Here is a 20,310-nt window from a genome sequence, read left to right as displayed (position 1 = left end):
TCAACAGGCAAAGAGTACAATTAGAGCACGTGGACAGTACAACTTGACAAAAAAACAACTTTTTTTGTAATGGATGAGTTTATTCTCTTGACAAGGACCTTTTAATGGGTGACCCCGTAAAATAAATAAAAATAAAGGAAGATAAAAAAATGTGTGAATCCAATGTATACTTAAGAAAAGATGATGATGAAAAACTGATCATGGAAAATGTGGCTGCTATAACCCCGATTGGTGAGGATACATTTCTTTTAAAAGGCCTCTTGGGAGAAAATATGGAAGTCAAAGCCATTATTGAAGATATTAATCTTATGGGACATAAAATCATCCTAAAATCCCTGTAATGAGCAAATTTTCTGATTATCTTGAGTCCATTTCCCAAGTCAACGGTCTGGCCAACAGCATGGGAAATGGTCAAAAAGTTGAATGGCTGTTTTATTGCGGGATGCTTTTTTCAAGCAAGGATAAATGGTGGGGAGATTTTAAATTCCGGCATTCTGCCCATGAAGGAATAGACATTACCTATTACAGAACGCGCCTGGATGAACTTCACAGCTTTGATGATTCCATTAAGGTTCCGGCCATGGATGACGGGATTGTTTTAAATATCTGTGATGATTTTCTGGGAAAGACCCTTGTGGTTGAGCATGAAAATTCATTATTTTCCAATACGAGAATTCTGTTTGCATATGCCCATATCATCCCTGAAAAGAGTTTAAAAGTCGGCCATATCATCAAAAAGGAAGAGATCATTGCAAGGGTATGCGATACTTATAAAAACCCACAATTACCGCCCCATCTTCATTTTTCCTGTTTTGAAGTCTTAAAAAAGGTTCCGCCTGAACACCTGGATTGGAATCTGTTTTTTTCAGAAAACCTTGACGTCAACCTGGTTCATCCGATTTTCCTCTAACTCAGGATATTTAGTAAGTGCTGCCGTTTAATTCAGTATTTAAGCTCGGTTTATTATTAAAAGAAGAATTGAAAAAAAAAAATATTTGATCTATGATTATCAAAACTTGGCCGTATTATAATACAAAACTTGGATATGGAGTGGATGAATGAAAAAAATTAAATATCTTTTGTGGCTGATTATTTTAGGTTTGCTTGGAATTTTAATTTATCAGAATTTAGATTATTTCATGACAACCCGCGCATTAAAATTTGATCTTAAAATTGCTTCCTGGAACTGGACAATGCCGGAACTTCAAAATATTGCCTACTTTGGAATTTGCTTTCTTTTGGGCCTTATTCTGGTCGGCATCAAAGGGTTTGTAGTAAAACTCAGACTAAAAAAAGAAATTAAAACAAAAGATGCTGCTGTCGCTTCTTTAAAAGAACAGGTCAATACCTTAAAGACAGAACTGGAAGTGTTTCAGCATGATCCGTATATTAAAAAAGAGCTGGAAGAAAAAACGATTGTTGACCTACCCGTACTGGACCAGCCGGAAAACGACACTGAAAAAGGTGATAAATCAGATACTGCTGTTTGATTCTGCCGGATAAAGATAGCGCATGAGCAAAAAAAAAAAAACTCCCATGATGGAGCAATACCTGGCCATCAAAGAATCATATAAAGATGCAATTTTATTTTACCGGATGGGAGATTTTTATGAAATGTTCCTTGAGGATGCAAAAAAAGCCGCCGCTATCCTGGAAATCGCCTTAACCTCCAGAAATAAAAATGACGACACCCCTGTTCCCATGTGCGGGATACCCTTTCGGGCTGCTGACACTTATATTGCCAAACTCATTGGAAACGGATGCAAAGTTGCTGTGTGTGAACAGATGGAAGATGCTGCGGCAACCAAGGGGCTGGTGAAAAGGCAGGTTGTCCGGGTCATAACCCCGGGCATGATTTTAAATGAAAAATTGCTGGATAAAACGTCCAATAACTTCCTTTTAGCCCTGTCAAAGACACAAGATGCTGCAGGGATCGCCTATCTTGATATATCAACCGGAACCTTTAAAACCACCCAGGTTGAATCCCGACAGTCAAAAATACCCTTAGAACTGATTGACGAGGCGTTAAAGGTTGATCCCAAAGAAATTATTTTACCGTCCAATTTTAAAACAGACCCCGTCTACAAGCATATCCGCCAGGCGTTTGAAGGAAGACAAATCACCTATCTTGAAAAGAGCGCGTTTGATGTTGAAGAAGCAAGAGAAAGGCTTTTAAACAAATTTAAAACCAGGAGCCTTGAAGGATTCGGTGCAGAAACTCTTTTTGCATCCATTTCTGCTGCGGGCGCCATCCTCTGCTATATCCAGGACACCCAGATGCAGGACACAACGCATCTCTTTCAAATCACACCCTATGATATGAAAAATTTTCTGGTGATTGATGACCGATCCTGCAAAAATCTTGAGATCCTTACCAATATACAAACACTGGATAAAAAAGGAAGCCTGATCCATGTGCTGGATCGGACGGTTACTGCCATGGGATCAAGACGGATCAAGACCTGGGTCAGATATCCGCTGATTGATAAAAACAACATCCAGCAGCGTCTGGATTGCATTGAAGAAATCACCAGGGCTTCCCATATTCATCAATTGATCATCACCCATTTGAAATCGGTGGTTGATCTTGAACGCCTTGGCAGCAAAATTTCCATGGGCCAGGGGAATGCCAGGGATCTGATTGCCCTTAAAAACTCTTTAAAAAAACTTCCCCTTCTTTTTAAGGAACTCTCCCTGTTTAAAAGCGCTTTACTCAATGGGAAAGATCTTGAAAACCAGGAAATGATTTTAAATGAGCTTGGCTCCCTTGCCGATTTGATCGAAGAGGCCATCAGGGAAGATGCTACCCATCTGCTCAATGAAGGCAGTTTAATCAATGATGGTTACAATCCTGAACTGGATGAACTGCTGTTAATCTCGCGGGATGGCAAATCATGGATTGCAAAGACTGAGGCTACGGAAAAAGAAAAAACAAAATTATCTTCTCTCAAAATTAAATATAATAAGGTGTTCGGCTATTTTATTGAAGTATCCAGGGTTCAGTCAAATTCGGTTCCTGATCATTATATCAGAAAGCAGACCCTTGTGAATGCCGAAAGATTCATTACCGATGAGATGAAACAGGTTGAATCCACCATACTGAATGCGCAAGACAAGCGTAATACCTTGGAATACAGTATTTTCTGCACCATCAGGGACAAGATCATTTCAAAAGCAGCCCTTATTCTTAAAATAGCGGATTTTATTGCAATAGTGGATGTGCTCCAGGGGCTTGCCCTGGCAGCATCAGAAAACGGATACACAAAGCCTGTCATCAATGAACTCAATACCATTTCCATTGAAGATGGGCGGCATCCTGTGGTGGAAAAATTAATCAAAGGGGAGCGGTATGTCCCCAATTCCATTGAAATGGATGATAGTGAGAACCAGATCCTGTTAATCACCGGTCCCAATATGGCAGGAAAATCAACCGTATTAAGACAGGTTGCCCTGACCGTGTTAATGGCCCAGATGGGATCATTCGTCCCTGCCCGAAAAGCATCTCTTGGGATTGTGGACAGGATATTCACACGGGTAGGCGCGCTGGACAACCTCTCCGCAGGTCAGAGTACGTTTATGGTGGAAATGGAAGAAACTGCCAATATCGTTAATAATGCCACAAAAAAAAGCCTTATCATTCTTGATGAAATCGGAAGAGGAACCAGTACCTACGATGGAATGAGCATTGCCTGGGCAGTTGCCGAACACCTTCATGATCTAAATAATAAAGGCGTGAAAACACTTTTTGCCACCCATTACCATGAATTGATAAAACTGGAAGAAATAAAGCCCCGGATTAAAAATTTTAATATCGCAGTCAAGGAATTCAATGATAATATTGTATTTTTGCGACGGCTTGTAAAGGGCGGAACCAATAAAAGCTATGGCATCCAGGTGGCCAGACTTGCCGGCATGCCTGACGTTGTCATTGATAATGCAAAACATATATTGTCCGGCATTGAGCAGAAAAACGATACAGACATCCCGAAACCTTTACCCCAAAAGACCAAAAAGAAGGGTAAAAAAAGAGCGAAAAAGAATGACAATCAACTGGAATTATTTAATTCCAATGAGCAATCCATTAAAAAGATGTTGGAAAAGATTGATATTTCAAGTATTACTCCCCTTGAAGCGATTAATTTGTTAAACGATTTAAAACAAAAAAGTAGTAAATAGAATATGGTCAAGCTTAAGACGTTCATACTGCCAATATATTTCATTATTATTATTTTTACGGGTGTTTGCGTTTTAACAACAACCGGGTTTGCCAGCAGCGCAAAACAAAAATACATGGCGGCAGACGCCTGCTATAAAAAGCTTCGAAATTCCTCATTAAAACAGAAGAAAGCAACAGAATGGATCCATTGCATCAGCCGGTATGAAAGCATCTACAAGCTTCACCCTGGCAGCTCATGGGCGCCTGCAGGAATGTATAAGGCTGCCCGGCTTTATTTGACCCTCTCCAGATTATCCGGCAAAGATATCTATAAGAATCAGGCCGTTGACCTTCTTACAAGACTCAGAAACAAATATCCCAGGAGCGCATACAAGAGCCGCGCCAAATCTTTGCTCAAATCCATAAAAGCCACCCCACGTCTTTATACAAAAAAAATTAAACACATTCGGTCAAAAAAAAAGCTGACAAAAAACGATGCCCTTATCAAAAAATTTATTCAAAGCAAAAAAGATCTCCCAGCAAAACAAAAGCCCGTTGCAATAAAACCGGCTCCGGCAAAAGCCGGTTCCCGGGGGGATGCCACAATTACAGATCTTCGATTCTGGTCCAACCCGGAATACACCCGAATTGTTGTCAATGCGAATGATGAACGGAATTATTCCCACAGGCTTTTAAAAAAAGATCCTGATATTAATAAGCCTTTTCAGCGTCTCTATATTGATATAGAACAATCAAAACTTGGAAAAGGAGTTGCCGATCACACCCAGATCAATGACAACCTTTTAAATCAGGCCCGGGCAGGACAATATCTTCCCCATACTGTACGGGTTGTGATCGATATAAAATCATTTAAAAATTATAAAATATTCTCTTTAAAAGACCCCTTCAGAATTGTCATTGATGTCTGGGGGAAAGGATCTAATGGGGGGCCTGTTTCTTCTTCCGATCAAAATATCGCAGATTCAGGCAAATCTGAAAAACTTTCCCGGGTCACAACAGACAACTTAAAATCGTCTGATATCACTCGGCAGTTTGCATTGGGAGTCAAAAAAATAGTCATTGACCCGGGCCATGGCGGCTCTGACCCCGGGGCTCCGGGATATTATAAAAATGTCTGGGAAAAAGATATTGTTCTAAAGCTGGCCAAAAAACTGGCTGTTATCCTCAGGAACCGCTTAAACTGCACGGTGGTGCTGACAAGGTCAACCGATAAAAAACTGACCCTTGAAGAAAGGACGGCTATTGCCAATACAAAAAGAGCAGATCTGTTTATATCCCTTCACTGCAATGCGGCTAAAAACAGACGCCTTAAGGGCATTGAAACCTATATTTTAAATCTTGCTACTGATGAACAGGCCATTGCTGTGGCAGCAAGAGAGAATGCAACATCCAAAAAAAATATTTCAGATCTGGAATATATCTTAAGTGATTTAATGAAGAATGCAAAAATTGAAGAGTCCACGCGGCTTGCCAATCTAGTGCAGAACTCTTTGGTAAAAGGACTAAAGAAAAAATATTCGGGGATCAATAATTTAGGAGTTAAACAAGCCCCGTTTTATGTCCTGCTGGGTGCCAGAATGCCGTCCATTCTAATTGAGGCATCATTTATCAGTAACAAAACTGAAGGCAAACGGCTCATGAGTGATGCATACCAGACAGCAATCAGCAGCGCCATCGCCGATGGTGTTGAAAAATATATAAACGCAACAAATCCCAGACAATTATAACCTATACTAAAGGAGATCATCATGTCTTTTGAAAACATTATTCTTGAAGTTGACGCCCCTATTGCAACCATATTTTTTAACAGGCCGAAGGCTTTAAATGCTCTTAACAATGCCCTGTTTGATGAACTTGACATTGCCCTGGACCAGATAAGAGACAACATAGATATAAAAGTTCTCATCCTGACCGGTAGCGGAGATAAAGCATTTGTTGCAGGAGCTGATATTGCAGAACTTGTAAAAATGAATCCCCTGGAAGGTAAATTTTTTTCCCGCAAAGGCCAAAAGGTTTTTTCAAAAATTGAAGACCTTCCCATCCCAGCCATTGCTGCGGTAAACGGGTTTGCTCTGGGCGGAGGCTTAGAAGCTGCCCTTGGCTGTGATTTTATCTATGCATCTGACAAAGCGCTTTTCGGTCTGCCCGAAATCAACCTGGGATTAATTCCCGGATTTGGCGGGACACAGAGACTGGCAAGACGAATCGGCTCAAATCTTGCCAAGGAAATAATTTTTACCGGAAAAAACATTAACGCCCAAAAAGCTCTGGAATATGGTATTGTCAACAAGGTCTGCGAGCCTGAAAGCCTCATGGAAGATGTCTTGAAAACCGCAAACCTTATTGCCTCTAAAGGCAAGGTGGCCCTGAGATCTGCAAAGGAAGTCGTTCAAGATGGTCTTAACTCTGATCTTGAAACGGGCTGTAGAATTGAAAACAATGTCTTTGGTCTTAATATGGCAAGTGAAGATGCAAAGGAAGGGACCCATGCCTTTCTTGAAAAAAGAAAACCCGTGTTCAAAGGTAAACTTTATTAAACAAAAGGAGTTGCCGCCATGTTTATTGAACAGATATCCGTATTTATTGAAAACAGGGAAGGCAGACTTGCAGAAGTTACTGCAATCTTAAGGGATGCAAATGTCAATATCAGAGCATTGTCCCTTGCCGACACAACTGATTTTGGTGTATTGCGCTTAATTACAAATAACAATGACACAGCAGAAAAAGCCCTTGAAAAAGAAGGATTTAAGGTGGGAAGAACCCAGGTTCTTGCCGTTGAAGTAATAGATGAGCCCGGTGGATTAAATAAAATCTTAGACCCGTTTTTCGAAAATGAAGTCAACCTAGAATACATGTATGCATTTGCAAATCCAAAAAGCAAAAATGTCATCATGATTTTCCGATTTGATGATCATGACAAAGCCTTAAAAATTCTTGCCCAAAAAAATATCAAGGTCTTCACCAGCCGAGAAATCAGTAATTTATAAGAAAAAAACAAAAAGGGTGTAAGACATTTTGTCTTACACCCTTTTATAACAACTATCTGTCTAATTCAAGCTGTATGGCTTAGTGTCCGCCCATTGCTGTTACTGCAGGTGCAATAGCAGGATGAACAAAGAGAAGAATCATTGCAACAACAAGTGCATAAATACAAAGAGACTCGATCAATGCCAAACCAATCAGCATGTTCACCTGGATTTTACCGGCTGCTTCAGGATTTCTTGAAATACCGGCCATTGCGCCGTTCAAACCCAAACCCTGGCCAATGCCGCAACCAAATGCCGCAATACCAATTGCAAGACCTGCTGCCCATACACTACCAACTAGAAATTCCATGTTTTACTCCTTAATATAATTAAAATATAATAATATAAAATAACGGGCTTCTTCCCAGTTCCCGTAAAACTCTTATTAATGTGCTTCTTCGATTGCCCCTGCAATATACATGGTGGGCAGCAAGAAAAATACAATTGCCTGAATCAGAGAAACCAATATACCCATTGCCATGATCGGAAGCGGTACTAAAAATGGTCCGGCGAGCATGAGCAGAATTCCCACTACAAGTTCATGACCCATTATGTTTCCGAAAAGACGTAAGGTCAGGGACAAGACGCGTGCCAGATGACCGACAATTTCTATAACTAGAAACAAGGGCATCAAGGCAGGTACAGGCCCCAAAAAGTGTTTGATATATTTAATTCCGTGCATCTTAATACCGATCACATGACTCCATGTTACCACAATAACAGCCAGCGCCGCTGTTGTGTTAATTGCTGCCGTTGGTGGATAAAATCCGGGAATCAATCCAAACAGGTTTCCCAATAGGACAAATAAAAAGATGGTCAATAATAAAGGAAAAGATTTTCTGCCCTCGTCCCCGGTGATGGATACCATGAATTCTTCGAGCCCTGATATCACGACTTCAAATACATTCTGTGCGGTTTTCGGGACCATGGAAATACTCTTTCCCCCCAGCCAACCTAAAATGATTAAAACGACCATCGCCAGCCACATATAGGTAACATGTGGATGAGCTGCAGCCCATTCTTCCATTCCAAATATTCCGAACAACGATGTCATAAACAAATATGGATGTTCCACTTATACTGCCTCCTTGAAGAATATTCTTTTTAATTCAAGCGCCGTAGCCAAAAAAACACTTGCAACAAATACCGAAAGGCCTGCCAAAAGCCCTACCGGATGAACGATATGTTTCGATATCAGCAGGAAGATCAACACCCCGCTTATGGCAAATCGAATGTAATATTTCACCAGAACATTACCGATAATGGACCGTCCTCTTTCTGATACAGTATCAGGATGAAACATCGTTTTTAATGTCCGCTTCAAAAGATGGAAATTAACAGCAACAATCAAACCGCCTAAAATGATACCCATGGCAAATTTAACCGGGGTCATCGCAAGGCCGATTATTCCTCCAGCCAGAAGGATCAGCCAGTTAGACGTTGTTATAAAATCAATTAACTTTTGTAGGTCCTGCATTAAAACTTTTTCCCCTTTTGCCCTGCTCTGTAGATGTTGCTGAATCCGGCTGCAATACCGACTGCCAGCCCAACCAATAACAAAACAGGCTCTGTACCAAATTTCTTATCCAGCCAGAGACCGATGAAAAGACCGATGAAAATGGCGAGAGCTACTGATATCCCAAGACTGGCAAAATATCCAAGTTCTCTGATGCTTTTGCCGGTTTCCTTTTTCATCCTCTGCCTTTTTACCTTCCTCTCTTTTAACCGTCAAAGATCAATTTATCTTGAAAGCAAATACCATATGCCGAATCTCAAGTCAATGTGAAAAAACATTAAATTAAATTCAAAAAACCCGTATCGCTGTCACGGGTAATTTCACCAATTATCCACGCGTTTAAGCCATGGGTTTTCATTTTTTCCACACATATCTTGCTTTTCTTTTCATTCAAACTGATCAGCAATCCACCGGATGTCTGAGGGTCGAACATCAGATCAACAACTGCCCGGTCAACCGCCGGATCAATATGGGTCAATTTTTCAAAAAACCTGCGGTTTTTATGAGCACCTGCCGGCACCATACCCATATTTGCAAAATCGAGTGTATTTTTTAACATGGGAACTTTCCCCGTATGGAGTGTGATGCATTTTTTTGATCCTTTTGCCATTTCCAGCAAGTGCCCGACCAGTCCGAATCCGGTAACATCAGTACAGGCATTAATGTCAAATTGTGATATGACCTTTGCTGCAGCCCTGTTCAACATGGACATGACAGCCACAGATTCTTTAATGTTTTCCTCTGTGGCCAGTTTTGCTTTTATGGCAGTTGACATGATGCCGGTTCCCACGGGTTTTGTTAATATAATAGTATCACCAATTTGGGCCGTGGCGTTGGTCAGCACTTTATCCGGATGCACAATGCCTGTGACGGAAAGTCCGTATTTAAATTCCTGGTCATCCACTGAATGACCGCCCACAAGTGTGGCACCGGATTCATTGATTTTATCTAAACCTCCCTTTAATGTCTCGGCCAGGATATCCTCTTCCAGTTCACTACAGGGGAAACAGACGATATTCATCACAGTAACAGGTTCCCCTCCCATGGCGTACACATCACTTAAAGAATTGGCAGCAGCAATCTGACCGAATTCATAGGGATCATCAGTAACCGGTGTTAAAAAATCAAGGGTCTGGACAAGCGCTGTTTGCGAATTAAGTTTATAAACTCCGGCATCATCAGAAGAATCAAGCCCCACAATCAGGTTGGGGTGAGCTTTAGCCTTAAGCCCCCTCACAATTCGATCCAGCGTCCCTGGATCAATTTTGGCTGCTCAGCCAGAGGCTTTTACTTTCTGTGTTAAAAAAACTTTGTTAATTTTTTCCATTCCTACCCTTTTTTATTTCAAATATTTACTCTAAAGCCAACCCTTATTATTAAACCATAGATATCACACAGGCAAACCTGTCGGTTGTTTTTTCTTCCCGAAAAGAATAGAATACATCTGTATTACATTTTGTGCAAATTTCCATATTTTCAATGTGTTCTTTTTTTACACCTTTATCCATAAGCTGAACCCCGGTCATTTCCCAGAAATCAAAATAATCTTTATCTTTAATTTTATATTTCCATAAAGTTTTTGGAATCTCGTCCTTATAATTCACAAATTCGGAACAACAGGGACCAAGCGATGGAGAGATGCCGGCCAAAATATTTTCCGGCTGACAGCCAAATTCAAGGATCATTTTATCCACACAGTTTCCAATAATATTTTTAACACTTCCCCGCCACCCGGAATGAACATTTGCGATTACTTTTTTTTCAGGATCATACAACATCACAGCCTGACAATCGGCCACCCGAATGACAAGAAATACATCCTTTATGTCTGTAACAATACCGTCAGCAGTAAAGGGCTCAATACCGGGCTGAAAATTTTCAGACAACCCATTGTCATCCTTTTTTAATACCTGAATATCACTCCTGTGTACCTGGTTTAAAAAAACAAGGGGGGTTATACCCATTTTCCTGATTCCCCCCGCCCTTGTAAATATACCGTGAACAATACGGGCATGGTTTTTAAATAGTTCAAATTCATAGACTTTGATATCAGCGCTTTCCATAATAAAGTTCGCCTATCCGGTCTATGATTTTTGTTGTGGAGATATCCGGTTCCAAAGAGACCGTTTCTATACGTCCCCCATTTTTTTTTACGAAATCTGCCCCGATAATCTGATCTTCCATCCAGTCCGCCCCTTTGACAAGCACATCAGGACAAATAATTTCAATCAAACATTTTGGATCCGGTTCATCAAACAACACCACATGATCAATACACGCCAAAGCTGCAACAACCAAAGACCGGTGCTCCTGACCAATCACCGGACGTTTTTCTCCTTTAATGCGCTTCACCGAACGATCGGAATTCAGTCCCAAAACAAGAATATCCCCAAGGCTTGCGGCAAGGGTTAAGTATTTCACATGGCCTGCATGAATAATATCAAAACACCCGTTGGTAAAAACGATTGTCTTTTTAGCAGTCTTGTATTGCCTGGATAGTGATTTAATTTCAGAAAAACTAACAATTTTATCCATAAATATCATGTCTCCTGTCTGTCATACAGGGAATTAACTTTCTGGCATTTTCTACCAATTTTATTTCAATTTCTGCTAAAACGCTGCCTTCATCGCTCCCGGCATCAGCCAGAACGATTCCCATTGGATCAACAATCATGGACATCCCGGGAAACCGCAAGCTGTCATCCATCCCTGTCCGGTTTGAACAGATCATAAACATTTGATTTTCAATAGTCCTTGCTTTGACCAGCGTTTTCCAATGCTCTTTCCTTGGTTCCGGCCACTGGGCAGACACAACAACAATTTGTGCCTTCTCTAAAAACAACGATCTGGGAAGTTCAGGAAACCTTAAATCATAGCAAATCATCAACCCGATCCTGCCAAAACTTGAGTCAATCGTAACAATCTTATTTCCGCCAGTGTAATAAAGATGTTCGCCGGTCAGCCTGAAAAGATGGAGTTTTCTATATCTCCCTTTTACCTTTCCATCCACATCAATGAACACCATGGTGTTGTATATCCGATCTTTCTTTTTTTCAAACCTTTAACCGTTTCTTATTATCAAATACTCATCATGAATTAAAGCAATTTCACCATATAGTTTCACCCTTTCATCGTCAATCTTTTTATCCTTTCTCGATCCCAAGTTTTAAAACCAGTTCAATTATCAATGGAAACCCAAAAGCAACTGTAAGGGAAAATCATGTACAAACACCCGTGAGATTGCTATAATCAGGCCCAATTTTATTATTTTTCAAAATTTATGAGCCGGTTGAGACCTACCCTAAAATTGTTAAGCAGGAAAAATAAATCACATATGGAAACAACGCATCGACTTTTTTTTCAAAATTCGAATAATCTTGACCAGATCCCATCCAACAGTATTGACCTTATTGTCACATCCCCACCCTATCCCATGATTGAAATGTGGGATGATATCTTTTTAAAACAAAATGGGGCCATTGGAAAAGCAATTCAAAGACAAGATGGGAACAAAGCATTTGAACTCATGCATAAATCTTTGGATTCCATATGGGATGAGGTATTCAGGGTCTTAAAAAACGGGGGGTTTGCCTGCATCAATATCGGGGATGCCACAAGAACTCTCAAGTCAAACTTTGCAATTTATCCAAACCATGCAAGGATTCTTCACTATCTTGTTAAAATTGGTTTTACAGCCCTGCCTGAAATCATCTGGAGGAAACAGACCAATGCCCCCAATAAATTCATGGGGTCGGGCATGCTGCCGGCTGGCGCCTATGTCACCCTGGAACACGAATATATTCTGATAGCCAGGAAAGGCGGCAAGCGTGAATTTAAAACCGAGCCCGAAAAACAGAACAGAAGACGAAGCGCCATATTCTGGGAAGAAAGAAATATGTTTTTCTCAGATCTCTGGTTTGATATTAAAGGAAGCCGCCAGGGGTTGCTTGATAAGGCTTCCAGAAAAAGAAGCGGTGCATTTCCCTTTGAGCTGGCCCTTCGGCTGATCAATATGTACTCCGTTAAAGGAGACATCGTTCTTGACCCTTTTCTTGGCACGGGAACCACCATGGCAGCATCCATGGCATCTGCCAGAAATTCCATCGGATGTGAAATTGATCATAGTTTCTATGATTCTATCGCCAAGATTAAAGAAAATATTATTGATTTATCCAACCTTTATATGGAGAATAGATTAAAGAAACACATTCTTTTTGTTAATGAAAGAACAGCGTCAGGCAAACCCTTAAAGCATAAAAACAATCCCTATGGTTTTCCCGTAATCACCAATCAGGAAAAAGAACTGATATTGAATGAATTAACCGCCATTAAAAAAGTAAAACCCCACTTAATGGAAGTCGATTATTCCGACCATCCCCAACCGGCATTCTGCCTGGAATGGGAAAAACCCGGAATAGAAAAAAGATGTTCAGACCTTAAAAAAATAAATATTCTTCAATCTGCCCCCCGGAAAAAAGACAGGCAATTGGAATTGTTCTAGACTGACGTCGGCGCTCAGCGGTCGCAGCGATTAGCTGTCGGCTGCAAGAGCCTGGTTATGTGGTGCCATAGGCCTGTGTGAAGTGAATTTGTCCTTGGGCCCTATGTGGCTCACTTCTGAGGACCTTTCATATCAATCTTTTGATAGCATTTGATGCTTCAGTTGTGGCAAGCTCGATCAATCCTGTACATTTATCAGAAGAAGATATATGCCCTTGGAAATTATTCCAGTCAGAAAACGCCTTCTCCGTAATTGTATGGCATTCTGTCGCACCTGCTTCCTTTCTGAATCTTTGAACAACACTCTTACCTACACCAAAGGGTTCAGGTTCTCCAATAGGCTTTTCTAAGAGCAGATTAATATGACCAACAACAAATGCCTTAAGTGTTTGAAAATATGATGTATCACGAATATCCATCCCTAATAGGAGATTTATGCCCATAACTGCTCCGGCGAGAGCACCACAAATTCCCCCTTGAAGGCCCACTCCCCCATCAAAAATGAAAGACAAGCGCTCAAGAAGTGGGTCGCCTATACCAGTGCGATCTCTTATACCTCTTAATACAGCCTGCGCACAATGTATTGGTTCACTCTGTATTTCCTTCGGCTCCAGACCCATTCCAGGCAAATCTTTCTCCTGATAGATATGCAATTGTCTCATTGCGCCTCTAATATGCCACAAACACTTTCCAACTCTGTCACCTGGTAAAAAATAGCGCAGCTGTCCCATGGTTGTATAAAAATCTACGCCACTTCTTTCTCTGCAAAATGATGAGCCAAAACTCTCTTCAAACCATCTGATGTATTCACCAATTAGAGACAGCACCGCTACCTCTGCTGCAATTCCTCTCTCCTTCAGCACATTATCGTGCATCAGTGCGAGTCCTAAAGCGCCGCCTGTTACCACACCACAGGTCGAACCACTTGCCACCATACCACCTTCCAGTCCTGTGAAAGCCTTCAGTACACGGTCTTCTTGCCTTTCAATCATATCCTGGAAAACTTCCAGGGAAGCCAATGCTCAATTAAAATTCTTGATGAGGTAAAATGGGGCTCTTCGTCCCCAATATCCTTTTTTCTTCTTATTTATCGATTTTGTCATGAGAGCACCTCCAACATTGGGAGACTTAAAGATAATTATGAAAACCACATAACGTATCATATTAAGCAGAAAAAAATCTGTATATTAGCGCTATATATTTTCTTTATATTATAATATCAAAGCATCTAATACAGTTTTTAAATTTATTTTTAAACAACTCAAAATACCCTGACATACCAGGAAAAATATGTAAAGTAATATCCAAGTTCAGCCACCTGTTTTCATGGACAGAACCCGGTTATTATTGATAAAAACATCAAAGGGCCTGCCGGGGAGTGCCTGGGAGGTCTGGTTGCAGGGAATCGTTGATTGGGCTTCTGTACAGATTCTTAATGGCGTGGAGCGTTAAGACCGCCAAGTGTCTGAGCGATAGCGAGTTTTGGCGGTCAGCGCAGCGGCATTTAAAAACTGTAAGAAATTCAATCGGATTCATCGCAATCATACCCCGACTTAACACCTGTAATGGCTTGACTTTTCAACTCTTTTTGATTACTTTATAAAGTTAAGAGGAAAAATAGAATTGATTAATATTTACTATCCAATTAATGACATTGACAAAATTATTATAAAACAAACGGCACCGATACCTGCATATATTTTATAAGGAGAAAAAATGACACAAACCGATTCTTTTCTCAAAAACAAACACATACTGGCTGTTGACGACGAATGGGACGTCATTGAAACCATACAGGAAATTTTGAATGAAGCAAAGGTGGATGTTGCCCAGGACTATGAGACAGCTTCCCAAAAAATTCTCCAGACCCAATATGACCTTGCTATTCTCGACATTATGGGCGTCAACGGGATTCAGCTTTTAGAAGAATGTGTAAAAAGAGATATTCCTGCTGTCATGCTGACGGCCAATTCATTGAACCCGGAATCCTTGATGCAGTCCATTAAAAAAGGCGCTATTTCCTATCTTTCCAAAGAACATTTAAGTGATCTTGACTCATTAATCAATGAACTTCTGGGTGCACATAATGATGGCAAAGCCACCTGGAAACTTCTGTTTGAAAAACTGGGCAACCATTTTAACCAGCGCTTTGGAAAAGGCTGGAAAGATGAGAACAAGGATTTCTGGAATGATTTTGAGAAAAACTGGAAAGTCTCAAGAGGCATTCAGGAAAGACTGTTACACGACAAAAAGATCATTGATAAAGGGATATAGTCACGTAGATTAAACAGACGCCGGGATTCAAAAAAGGTTGATATTCCTTGAATCCCGGCGTCTGTTATCAAGCTATTGGCACAAACCTTCTTTTTTTACATATATCCCAAAAGCCTGGGCAAAAAAAGTACAACTTCAGGAAAATATGTCAAAAAGAAGAGTACCCCGATCTGAATAGCCAGGAATGGCATTACTGCCCTTGAGACATAGATGATATCCCGCTTGGCAAGTGCCCCCGTAATAAACAAACTCACTCCCATAGGCGGCGTACAGTACCCAATGGCAAGGTTTACAGTCATGATGAGACCGAAATGCATGGGGTCTACATTAAAGGGGCCAAGCAACGGCAGGAATACCGGGCCCAATATCAATGTCGCGGAAATAATATCCATGAACATGCCGATAACGAGCAGCAGGATGTTCATAGCCAGTAAAAAAACAATGGGAGATTGAATACTTGCCACAACAATTTCCGCCACCCTGTTAGGAATATTCTCAAAGGTCAGATATCTCCCGAAACACGTGGCTGATGCAACAATTAAAAGCAAGGTGGCGCTGGTTACAGCAGAACTGACGGTTATTTCTTTTACTACTTTAAACCCCATGGACTTGAAAATAAAAAGCTCAACCAGGAACGCATATACACAAGCAACAACTGCTGCTTCATTTGCAGTAAACATGCCTGAAAATATGCCGCCAAAAATGATAACAATGAGCATTATTGCCCAGAATCCTTCCTTTAAAATAATATATAGCTGCTTAAAATCAGGGGCAGGCAATCTGTTGATATCCGTTCTTTTTCTGTAAAGAAGCCAGGTATAAAGACATACACAGGCAATGATAAGAATGCCCGGGATAAGCCCTGTCATAAAAAGCCCTTCCAAAGATACATTGCTGATCATTGAATAAAAGATCATGCTGATACTGGGCGGAATGATAACACCAAGGTTTGGGGAGGTGGTCATAAGGCCCAGTGTGTAGTCCTCGTCATACCCGTTCTTGATAAGAGCCGGAATCATGAATCCGCCAAGGGCAACCACTGTGGCAACTGTAGATCCGGATATGGCACCAAACAGGCCGCAGCCAATGACACCGGCCATACCAAGGCCTCCCGGCAGCCAGCTGACCAGGGCATTGGCAAGGTTGATCAATTTTTCAATCATTTTCCCTTTGCTCATTATATTACCACAAAGGATAAAGAACAGGACCACAACCAGTGCAAACTTATCAAGACTCCGGAAAAGTGTCTGTGCCAACAGATCGGGAGGAATATCCAGGAATACGACAAAACCAATGGTTGCAGTAAAAAACAAACATAAAAAGACCGGGATATACGTTGTCATAAAACCCAGGAGAATACATAGAATAATCAAATCGCTGATCTGCATGAAAATAAACCCTTTTACCTATTTCGGATGTCTGGTTCGAAAATCTTGAATTATTACCTGAACAGTTCTGATAAATACCATCACGCCCATTACAGGCATGATGGTATATATAGCGACAAGGGGAATCTGCATGATAATTGTTTTCTGGTTTGTCAAAAACTGCAGGTGGGTCATTTTATACCCATAGTACACCATCATGCAGGCAAAAATAAGCATCAGTATATTGGAATAAAATGTCAATCCTGATTTAAGCCTGGGAAAGATCTGGACAATGGCATCGATTTTGATCATTGCCCTTTGCTTGACTGCCACACTGGCACCCACAAATGTTGAGTAAATAATGACTATGCGCACCAACTCTTCACTCCAGGCAAGGGTGTAATTAAACCCATACCTTAAAACAACGTTGGCAAAAAGAGATAAAAGTGCTGCCATTACAATAATAAAAAGGGTCCACTCTTCCATATTGGTGACAATGGTGTCTATTTTTTTTAAACTTTTCCCAAGCATAAACCAAGTCCTGTTAAACGGTTGTTATCAATCAACAATTAACTTATTGCAGCAATCCCTGAACTTCTTTTAAGAAATTATCCGGTTTGTAGGTATCGCCAGGATAAAGCTTATTAATTTCCGGGGCATATTTGTCATATACTCCCTTGCTTTGTTCCAATAAGGTTGCCATGTCTGAATCTGAAAGCTTAAAGAATTCGACACCGGCTGCTTTTGCTTTTTCGATATTGGTATTTTCTTCCGTGAGTGATTTCACACGGCTCTTTGCACAGACATCATGGACACTGGCAATAAAAGCGCCTCTTATGTCAGCAGGGAGCTTTGCAAGCCAGGCCTTATTAAAAATCCAGATAAAAAGTCCCTGGGCATAGTTAATCTGGGTAAAATATTTGGCCACTTCAAATTTCTTTGTTACATTACAAACGGTGAGCGTATGATCAAGGCCTGTGATAACGCCCTGTTTCAAAGCAACCGGCACATCAGGCCATGGCATGGAAACAGGATTGAATCCCCAGTTTCTGTAGCTTAACTGATTAACAGCCGCTTCTGCAATTCTGAACTTTACCTTTTTGGCATCTGCAATATTTCTAACGGGTATGGTGGTTGCCCAGCCATAATTTCCATATCCTGTAATATCAAGACCGGTTATCCCCTGGTGATCCATTGCATTTAAAAAATGGTTAAAAATCTTTTTATTATTGATGAATTTATCAAGATTTTCAAAAGAATTCACAAGGAAAGGAAGATTCACAAGACCGAATCTGGGACCCAGGTTTGTCGAAGCCACAGAGCTGACACCCATACCCTGGACAGCACCCATCTGAAGCATGTTCAACACTTCCACTTCACCCCCCAGCATGGAATAGGGTTTAAAGTCCACATAGACCTGGCCGTTTGTTCTTTTCCAGACTTCATCGCGGATTTCAAAACCGGCCAGTGTACCTACCAGACCCGGAGTTGACACGTTAGAAACCATGCATTTGTATTTGGCTCCTTTGGGGTCAAAATCAGGTTTCCACTTATCCAACGAGGGTGCCTTCTTTGCAAACACCGGAGAGGTGAACATAAATGATCCCACAATTAAAACAAGCAATAATACTAAAAATGTTCGAAGTTTCATACTTAGTTCCTTTCCTTTAATTTAAGTTTAATAAAAAATTTATTAATCCAGTTTTTTAAATGCCTCCTTTCTACCGGTAAATTTCTCCCGAAGTTGGGGTTTCATCAGCTTCCCGGTAGGATTTCTGGGAACCTGATCAAAAATAACCTTACGCGGCACCTTATAAAGGGAGAGTTTTGATTTTGCGAATTCGATCACTTCTTCTTCACTCAACTGCCTGCCCTCTTTGATTTGAACGATTGCAAGAACAATCTCCACCAGTCTGTCATCCGGGTATCCGATACATGCGATATCATCTATATCGGGATGATCCATCAGTGCATCTTCGATTTCAACAGGGAAGATGTTTTCACCGCCACTGGTAACCATATCTTTCATTCGGTCAACAATGTAAAAATACCCATCTTTATCTCTCTTTAGTAAATCCCCGGTATAAAGCCAACCATTTTTTAATGCTTCTTGTGTTTTTTCAGGATTTGAATAATATTCCCGCATCATTCTGGGTGTTCTGAATATCAGCTCACCAACCTCATCACAGCCAAGTTCATCTCCTGTGGGACCGACAATTTTAGCTTCTACACCAAAAGTTGGTTTGCCGATGGAACCGGGTCTTGAAAGGACATCTTCCGGATACAGGTTGAACAATCCGCCACCGCCGCCCTCTGTAATGCCATAAATATTAGATACGGCACAAGGCAGTCTTTTCACCAGAAGTTTCATAATATCAAATGGCACAGGTTGAGCACCGATCTCCATATATTTCCATGAAGACAGATCATAATCGGAAAGAACAATCTCCCCTTTGTCTATGGCATTGAGAACAGCAATCCCAATGGGCACCACAAACAGCACATCCGTGCATTTTTCCTCGGCAATGGCTTCAATGATCCATTTGGGGTCCCTGAAATCTCTTATAATGGTTCCCGCAGCTCCGGTGGCATAAAAAGGTGCCCATAAAAACATGGTGCCACTGTGATATAAAGGTAAAAAGAATAAATAATTATCATCCTTTTGAACGAAATAGGTCATTCCATTACCAATAGCTGTATTATTAATCGAGAAATGGGTGTGAAGTACGGGTTTGGGTTTCCCTGTTGTTCCAGACGTAAACATCATGGCCAGATCGTGATCCCTGTCAACTTCAACCAGTGCATCAGAGGTGTCTTCATAATCTTGCACGACCTTAAAATTGATCATGTCGTCCGGGACATCATTGCCAATACAGATATAGTTTTTAATGGTAGTAAGATCTTTTTGAGCAGGCTGGACAACTCCTAAAAATTCTGAACCGAGAATAAAGACTTCAGGATTACAGACTTCTGCTGCATACAATACATCAGAAGTTTCAAACCGGAAGTTTAAGGGTACTACTACCGCTCCCAGACGTATGATGGCATAATACGTAATGAGCCATTCCAGTGAATCTTTCTGAAGGTGCATAACAAAATCTCCATGCTTAACCCCCAGGTCCTTTGCCAAAAAGTTGGCTGTTCGATTGATCTCGTCATTAAATTCCTTCCAGGCAATAGACCTTCTTTCACCCGTTGCCGGAGTGCGTTCGATCAGGCAGACCTTGTCAGGAATATGGCGAGCATGAATTGAAGCGTAACCTGAATAATTCAACGATGCCCTCCTTTGTTGTTATGGGGTCAGGCTTTCCTTATTGTCGTTATTGAGTTCAATAACGACAATAAGGAAAGCCTGATAATCATATAAAAGGCAACCTCCTAAAGAGTTTGAAATAAACTCTGTATAGAATCAAAAATGAGTTCTATACTGTATTTCGGCAAAAAAACAAA

At 40.9% G+C, this 20,310-nt stretch carries 21 protein-coding genes and 1 pseudogene; 9 read left to right on the top strand and 13 right to left on the bottom strand.

Annotated elements, in window-relative coordinates:
• The first annotated feature begins 149 nt into the window (after positions 1-149).
• From HGJ91_RS02310 to HGJ91_RS02280, 7 genes are all read left to right on the top strand, one after another.
• The gene (locus tag HGJ91_RS02310; protein WP_291346076.1) at positions 150-341 is read left to right on the top strand and encodes a CooT family nickel-binding protein; all 192 of its coding nucleotides are present in this window, start codon (positions 150-152) and stop codon (positions 339-341) included.
• Positions 341-910 (top strand): M23 family metallopeptidase, encoded by a 570-nt coding sequence (locus HGJ91_RS02305; protein ID WP_291346075.1) that lies wholly within the window; start codon positions 341-343, stop codon positions 908-910. The genes HGJ91_RS02310 and HGJ91_RS02305 overlap by 1 nt, the downstream gene beginning before the upstream one ends.
• A 148-nt stretch (positions 911-1,058) precedes the next feature.
• The gene (locus tag HGJ91_RS02300) at positions 1,059-1,490 is read left to right on the top strand and encodes a LapA family protein (RefSeq protein WP_291346074.1); all 432 of its coding nucleotides are present in this window, start codon (positions 1,059-1,061) and stop codon (positions 1,488-1,490) included.
• A gap of 22 nt (positions 1,491-1,512) precedes the next feature.
• Positions 1,513-4,176: a DNA mismatch repair protein MutS gene (mutS, locus tag HGJ91_RS02295; RefSeq protein ID WP_291346073.1), complete on the top strand. Its 2,664-nt coding sequence runs from the start codon at positions 1,513-1,515 to the stop codon at positions 4,174-4,176.
• 3 nt (positions 4,177-4,179) lie between these two features.
• Positions 4,180-5,904, top strand: coding sequence for an N-acetylmuramoyl-L-alanine amidase (locus tag HGJ91_RS02290; RefSeq protein WP_291346072.1), 1,725 nt, complete (start codon positions 4,180-4,182; stop codon positions 5,902-5,904).
• A 21-nt stretch (positions 5,905-5,925) separates the two neighbouring features.
• On the top strand, positions 5,926-6,714 hold the full coding sequence (locus tag HGJ91_RS02285) for an enoyl-CoA hydratase-related protein (protein WP_291346071.1): 789 nt from the start codon (positions 5,926-5,928) through the stop codon (positions 6,712-6,714).
• A gap of 18 nt (positions 6,715-6,732) precedes the next feature.
• The gene (locus tag HGJ91_RS02280) at positions 6,733-7,164 is read left to right on the top strand and encodes an ACT domain-containing protein (RefSeq protein ID WP_291346070.1); all 432 of its coding nucleotides are present in this window, start codon (positions 6,733-6,735) and stop codon (positions 7,162-7,164) included.
• Positions 7,165-7,243: 79 nt separating this feature from the next.
• Here the strand turns inward: HGJ91_RS02280 and atpE are convergent, their stop codons facing one another.
• The 8 genes and pseudogenes from atpE to HGJ91_RS02240 form a co-directional block, all read right to left on the bottom strand.
• A complete protein-coding gene (atpE, locus tag HGJ91_RS02275) occupies positions 7,244-7,513 on the bottom strand; it encodes an ATP synthase F0 subunit C (protein ID WP_291346069.1) in 270 nt (89 codons plus the stop codon).
• Between the two features lie 75 nt (positions 7,514-7,588).
• Entirely contained in the window at positions 7,589-8,278 is a 690-nt protein-coding gene (gene atpB / locus HGJ91_RS02270; protein WP_291346068.1) for a F0F1 ATP synthase subunit A, read from the bottom strand.
• A complete protein-coding gene (locus HGJ91_RS02265) occupies positions 8,279-8,680 on the bottom strand; it encodes an ATP synthase subunit I (RefSeq protein WP_291346067.1) in 402 nt (133 codons plus the stop codon).
• Complete coding sequence (locus tag HGJ91_RS02260) at positions 8,680-8,898, bottom strand: AtpZ/AtpI family protein (protein ID WP_291346066.1); 219 nt, start codon at positions 8,896-8,898, stop codon at positions 8,680-8,682. Before HGJ91_RS02260 ends, HGJ91_RS02265 begins: the two co-directional genes overlap by 1 nt.
• A gap of 98 nt (positions 8,899-8,996) precedes the next feature.
• Positions 8,997-10,046, bottom strand: a complete 1,050-nt coding sequence (gene selD, locus HGJ91_RS02255) for a selenide, water dikinase SelD (protein WP_291346065.1) — start codon at positions 10,044-10,046, stop codon at positions 8,997-8,999.
• 49 nt (positions 10,047-10,095) lie between these two features.
• A complete protein-coding gene (gene pgeF / locus HGJ91_RS02250) occupies positions 10,096-10,782 on the bottom strand; it encodes a peptidoglycan editing factor PgeF (protein WP_291346064.1) in 687 nt (228 codons plus the stop codon).
• Positions 10,769-11,254, bottom strand: a complete 486-nt coding sequence (gene rfaE2 / locus HGJ91_RS02245) for a D-glycero-beta-D-manno-heptose 1-phosphate adenylyltransferase (protein ID WP_291346063.1) — start codon at positions 11,252-11,254, stop codon at positions 10,769-10,771. Before rfaE2 ends, pgeF begins: the two co-directional genes overlap by 14 nt.
• A pseudogene (locus HGJ91_RS02240) lies at positions 11,247-11,762 on the bottom strand (nitrilase-related carbon-nitrogen hydrolase); the annotation flags it as partial. The pseudogene HGJ91_RS02240 and the gene rfaE2, both read right to left, overlap by 8 nt.
• A 291-nt stretch (positions 11,763-12,053) precedes the next feature.
• On the opposite strand from HGJ91_RS02240, the gene HGJ91_RS02235 reads away from it, so the two are divergent.
• Positions 12,054-13,220, top strand: a complete 1,167-nt coding sequence (locus tag HGJ91_RS02235; protein ID WP_291346062.1) for a site-specific DNA-methyltransferase — start codon at positions 12,054-12,056, stop codon at positions 13,218-13,220.
• A gap of 127 nt (positions 13,221-13,347) precedes the next feature.
• Here HGJ91_RS02235 and HGJ91_RS02230 read toward each other — a convergent pair whose 3' ends face one another.
• Complete coding sequence (locus HGJ91_RS02230) at positions 13,348-14,238, bottom strand: C-GCAxxG-C-C family protein (protein ID WP_291346061.1); 891 nt, start codon at positions 14,236-14,238, stop codon at positions 13,348-13,350.
• Positions 14,239-14,935: 697 nt separating this feature from the next.
• Here HGJ91_RS02230 and HGJ91_RS02225 point away from each other — a divergent pair.
• Complete coding sequence (locus HGJ91_RS02225; RefSeq protein WP_291346060.1) at positions 14,936-15,493, top strand: response regulator; 558 nt, start codon at positions 14,936-14,938, stop codon at positions 15,491-15,493.
• Between the two features lie 95 nt (positions 15,494-15,588).
• Here HGJ91_RS02225 and HGJ91_RS02220 read toward each other — a convergent pair whose 3' ends face one another.
• The 4 genes from HGJ91_RS02220 to HGJ91_RS02205 are packed head-to-tail and all read right to left on the bottom strand — an operon-like array spanning position 15,589 to position 20,134.
• Positions 15,589-16,881 carry a TRAP transporter large permease gene (locus HGJ91_RS02220; protein WP_291346059.1) on the bottom strand — a complete coding sequence of 431 codons (1,293 nt, stop codon included), beginning with the start codon at positions 16,879-16,881 and terminating at the stop codon, positions 15,589-15,591.
• A gap of 18 nt (positions 16,882-16,899) precedes the next feature.
• On the bottom strand, positions 16,900-17,391 hold the full coding sequence (locus tag HGJ91_RS02215) for a TRAP transporter small permease (RefSeq protein WP_291346058.1): 492 nt from the start codon (positions 17,389-17,391) through the stop codon (positions 16,900-16,902).
• A gap of 43 nt (positions 17,392-17,434) precedes the next feature.
• Positions 17,435-18,511, bottom strand: a complete 1,077-nt coding sequence (locus HGJ91_RS02210; RefSeq protein WP_291346057.1) for a TRAP transporter substrate-binding protein — start codon at positions 18,509-18,511, stop codon at positions 17,435-17,437.
• A gap of 42 nt (positions 18,512-18,553) precedes the next feature.
• Positions 18,554-20,134, bottom strand: a complete 1,581-nt coding sequence (locus HGJ91_RS02205) for a class I adenylate-forming enzyme family protein (RefSeq protein ID WP_291346056.1) — start codon at positions 20,132-20,134, stop codon at positions 18,554-18,556.
• Positions 20,135-20,310 lie beyond the last annotated feature (176 nt).

This window comes from Desulfobacula sp. (genome assembly GCF_014237455.1).
Lineage (GTDB): Bacteria > Desulfobacterota > Desulfobacteria > Desulfobacterales > Desulfobacteraceae > Desulfobacula.
This window is presented reverse-complemented; position numbering and strand designations above follow the sequence as displayed.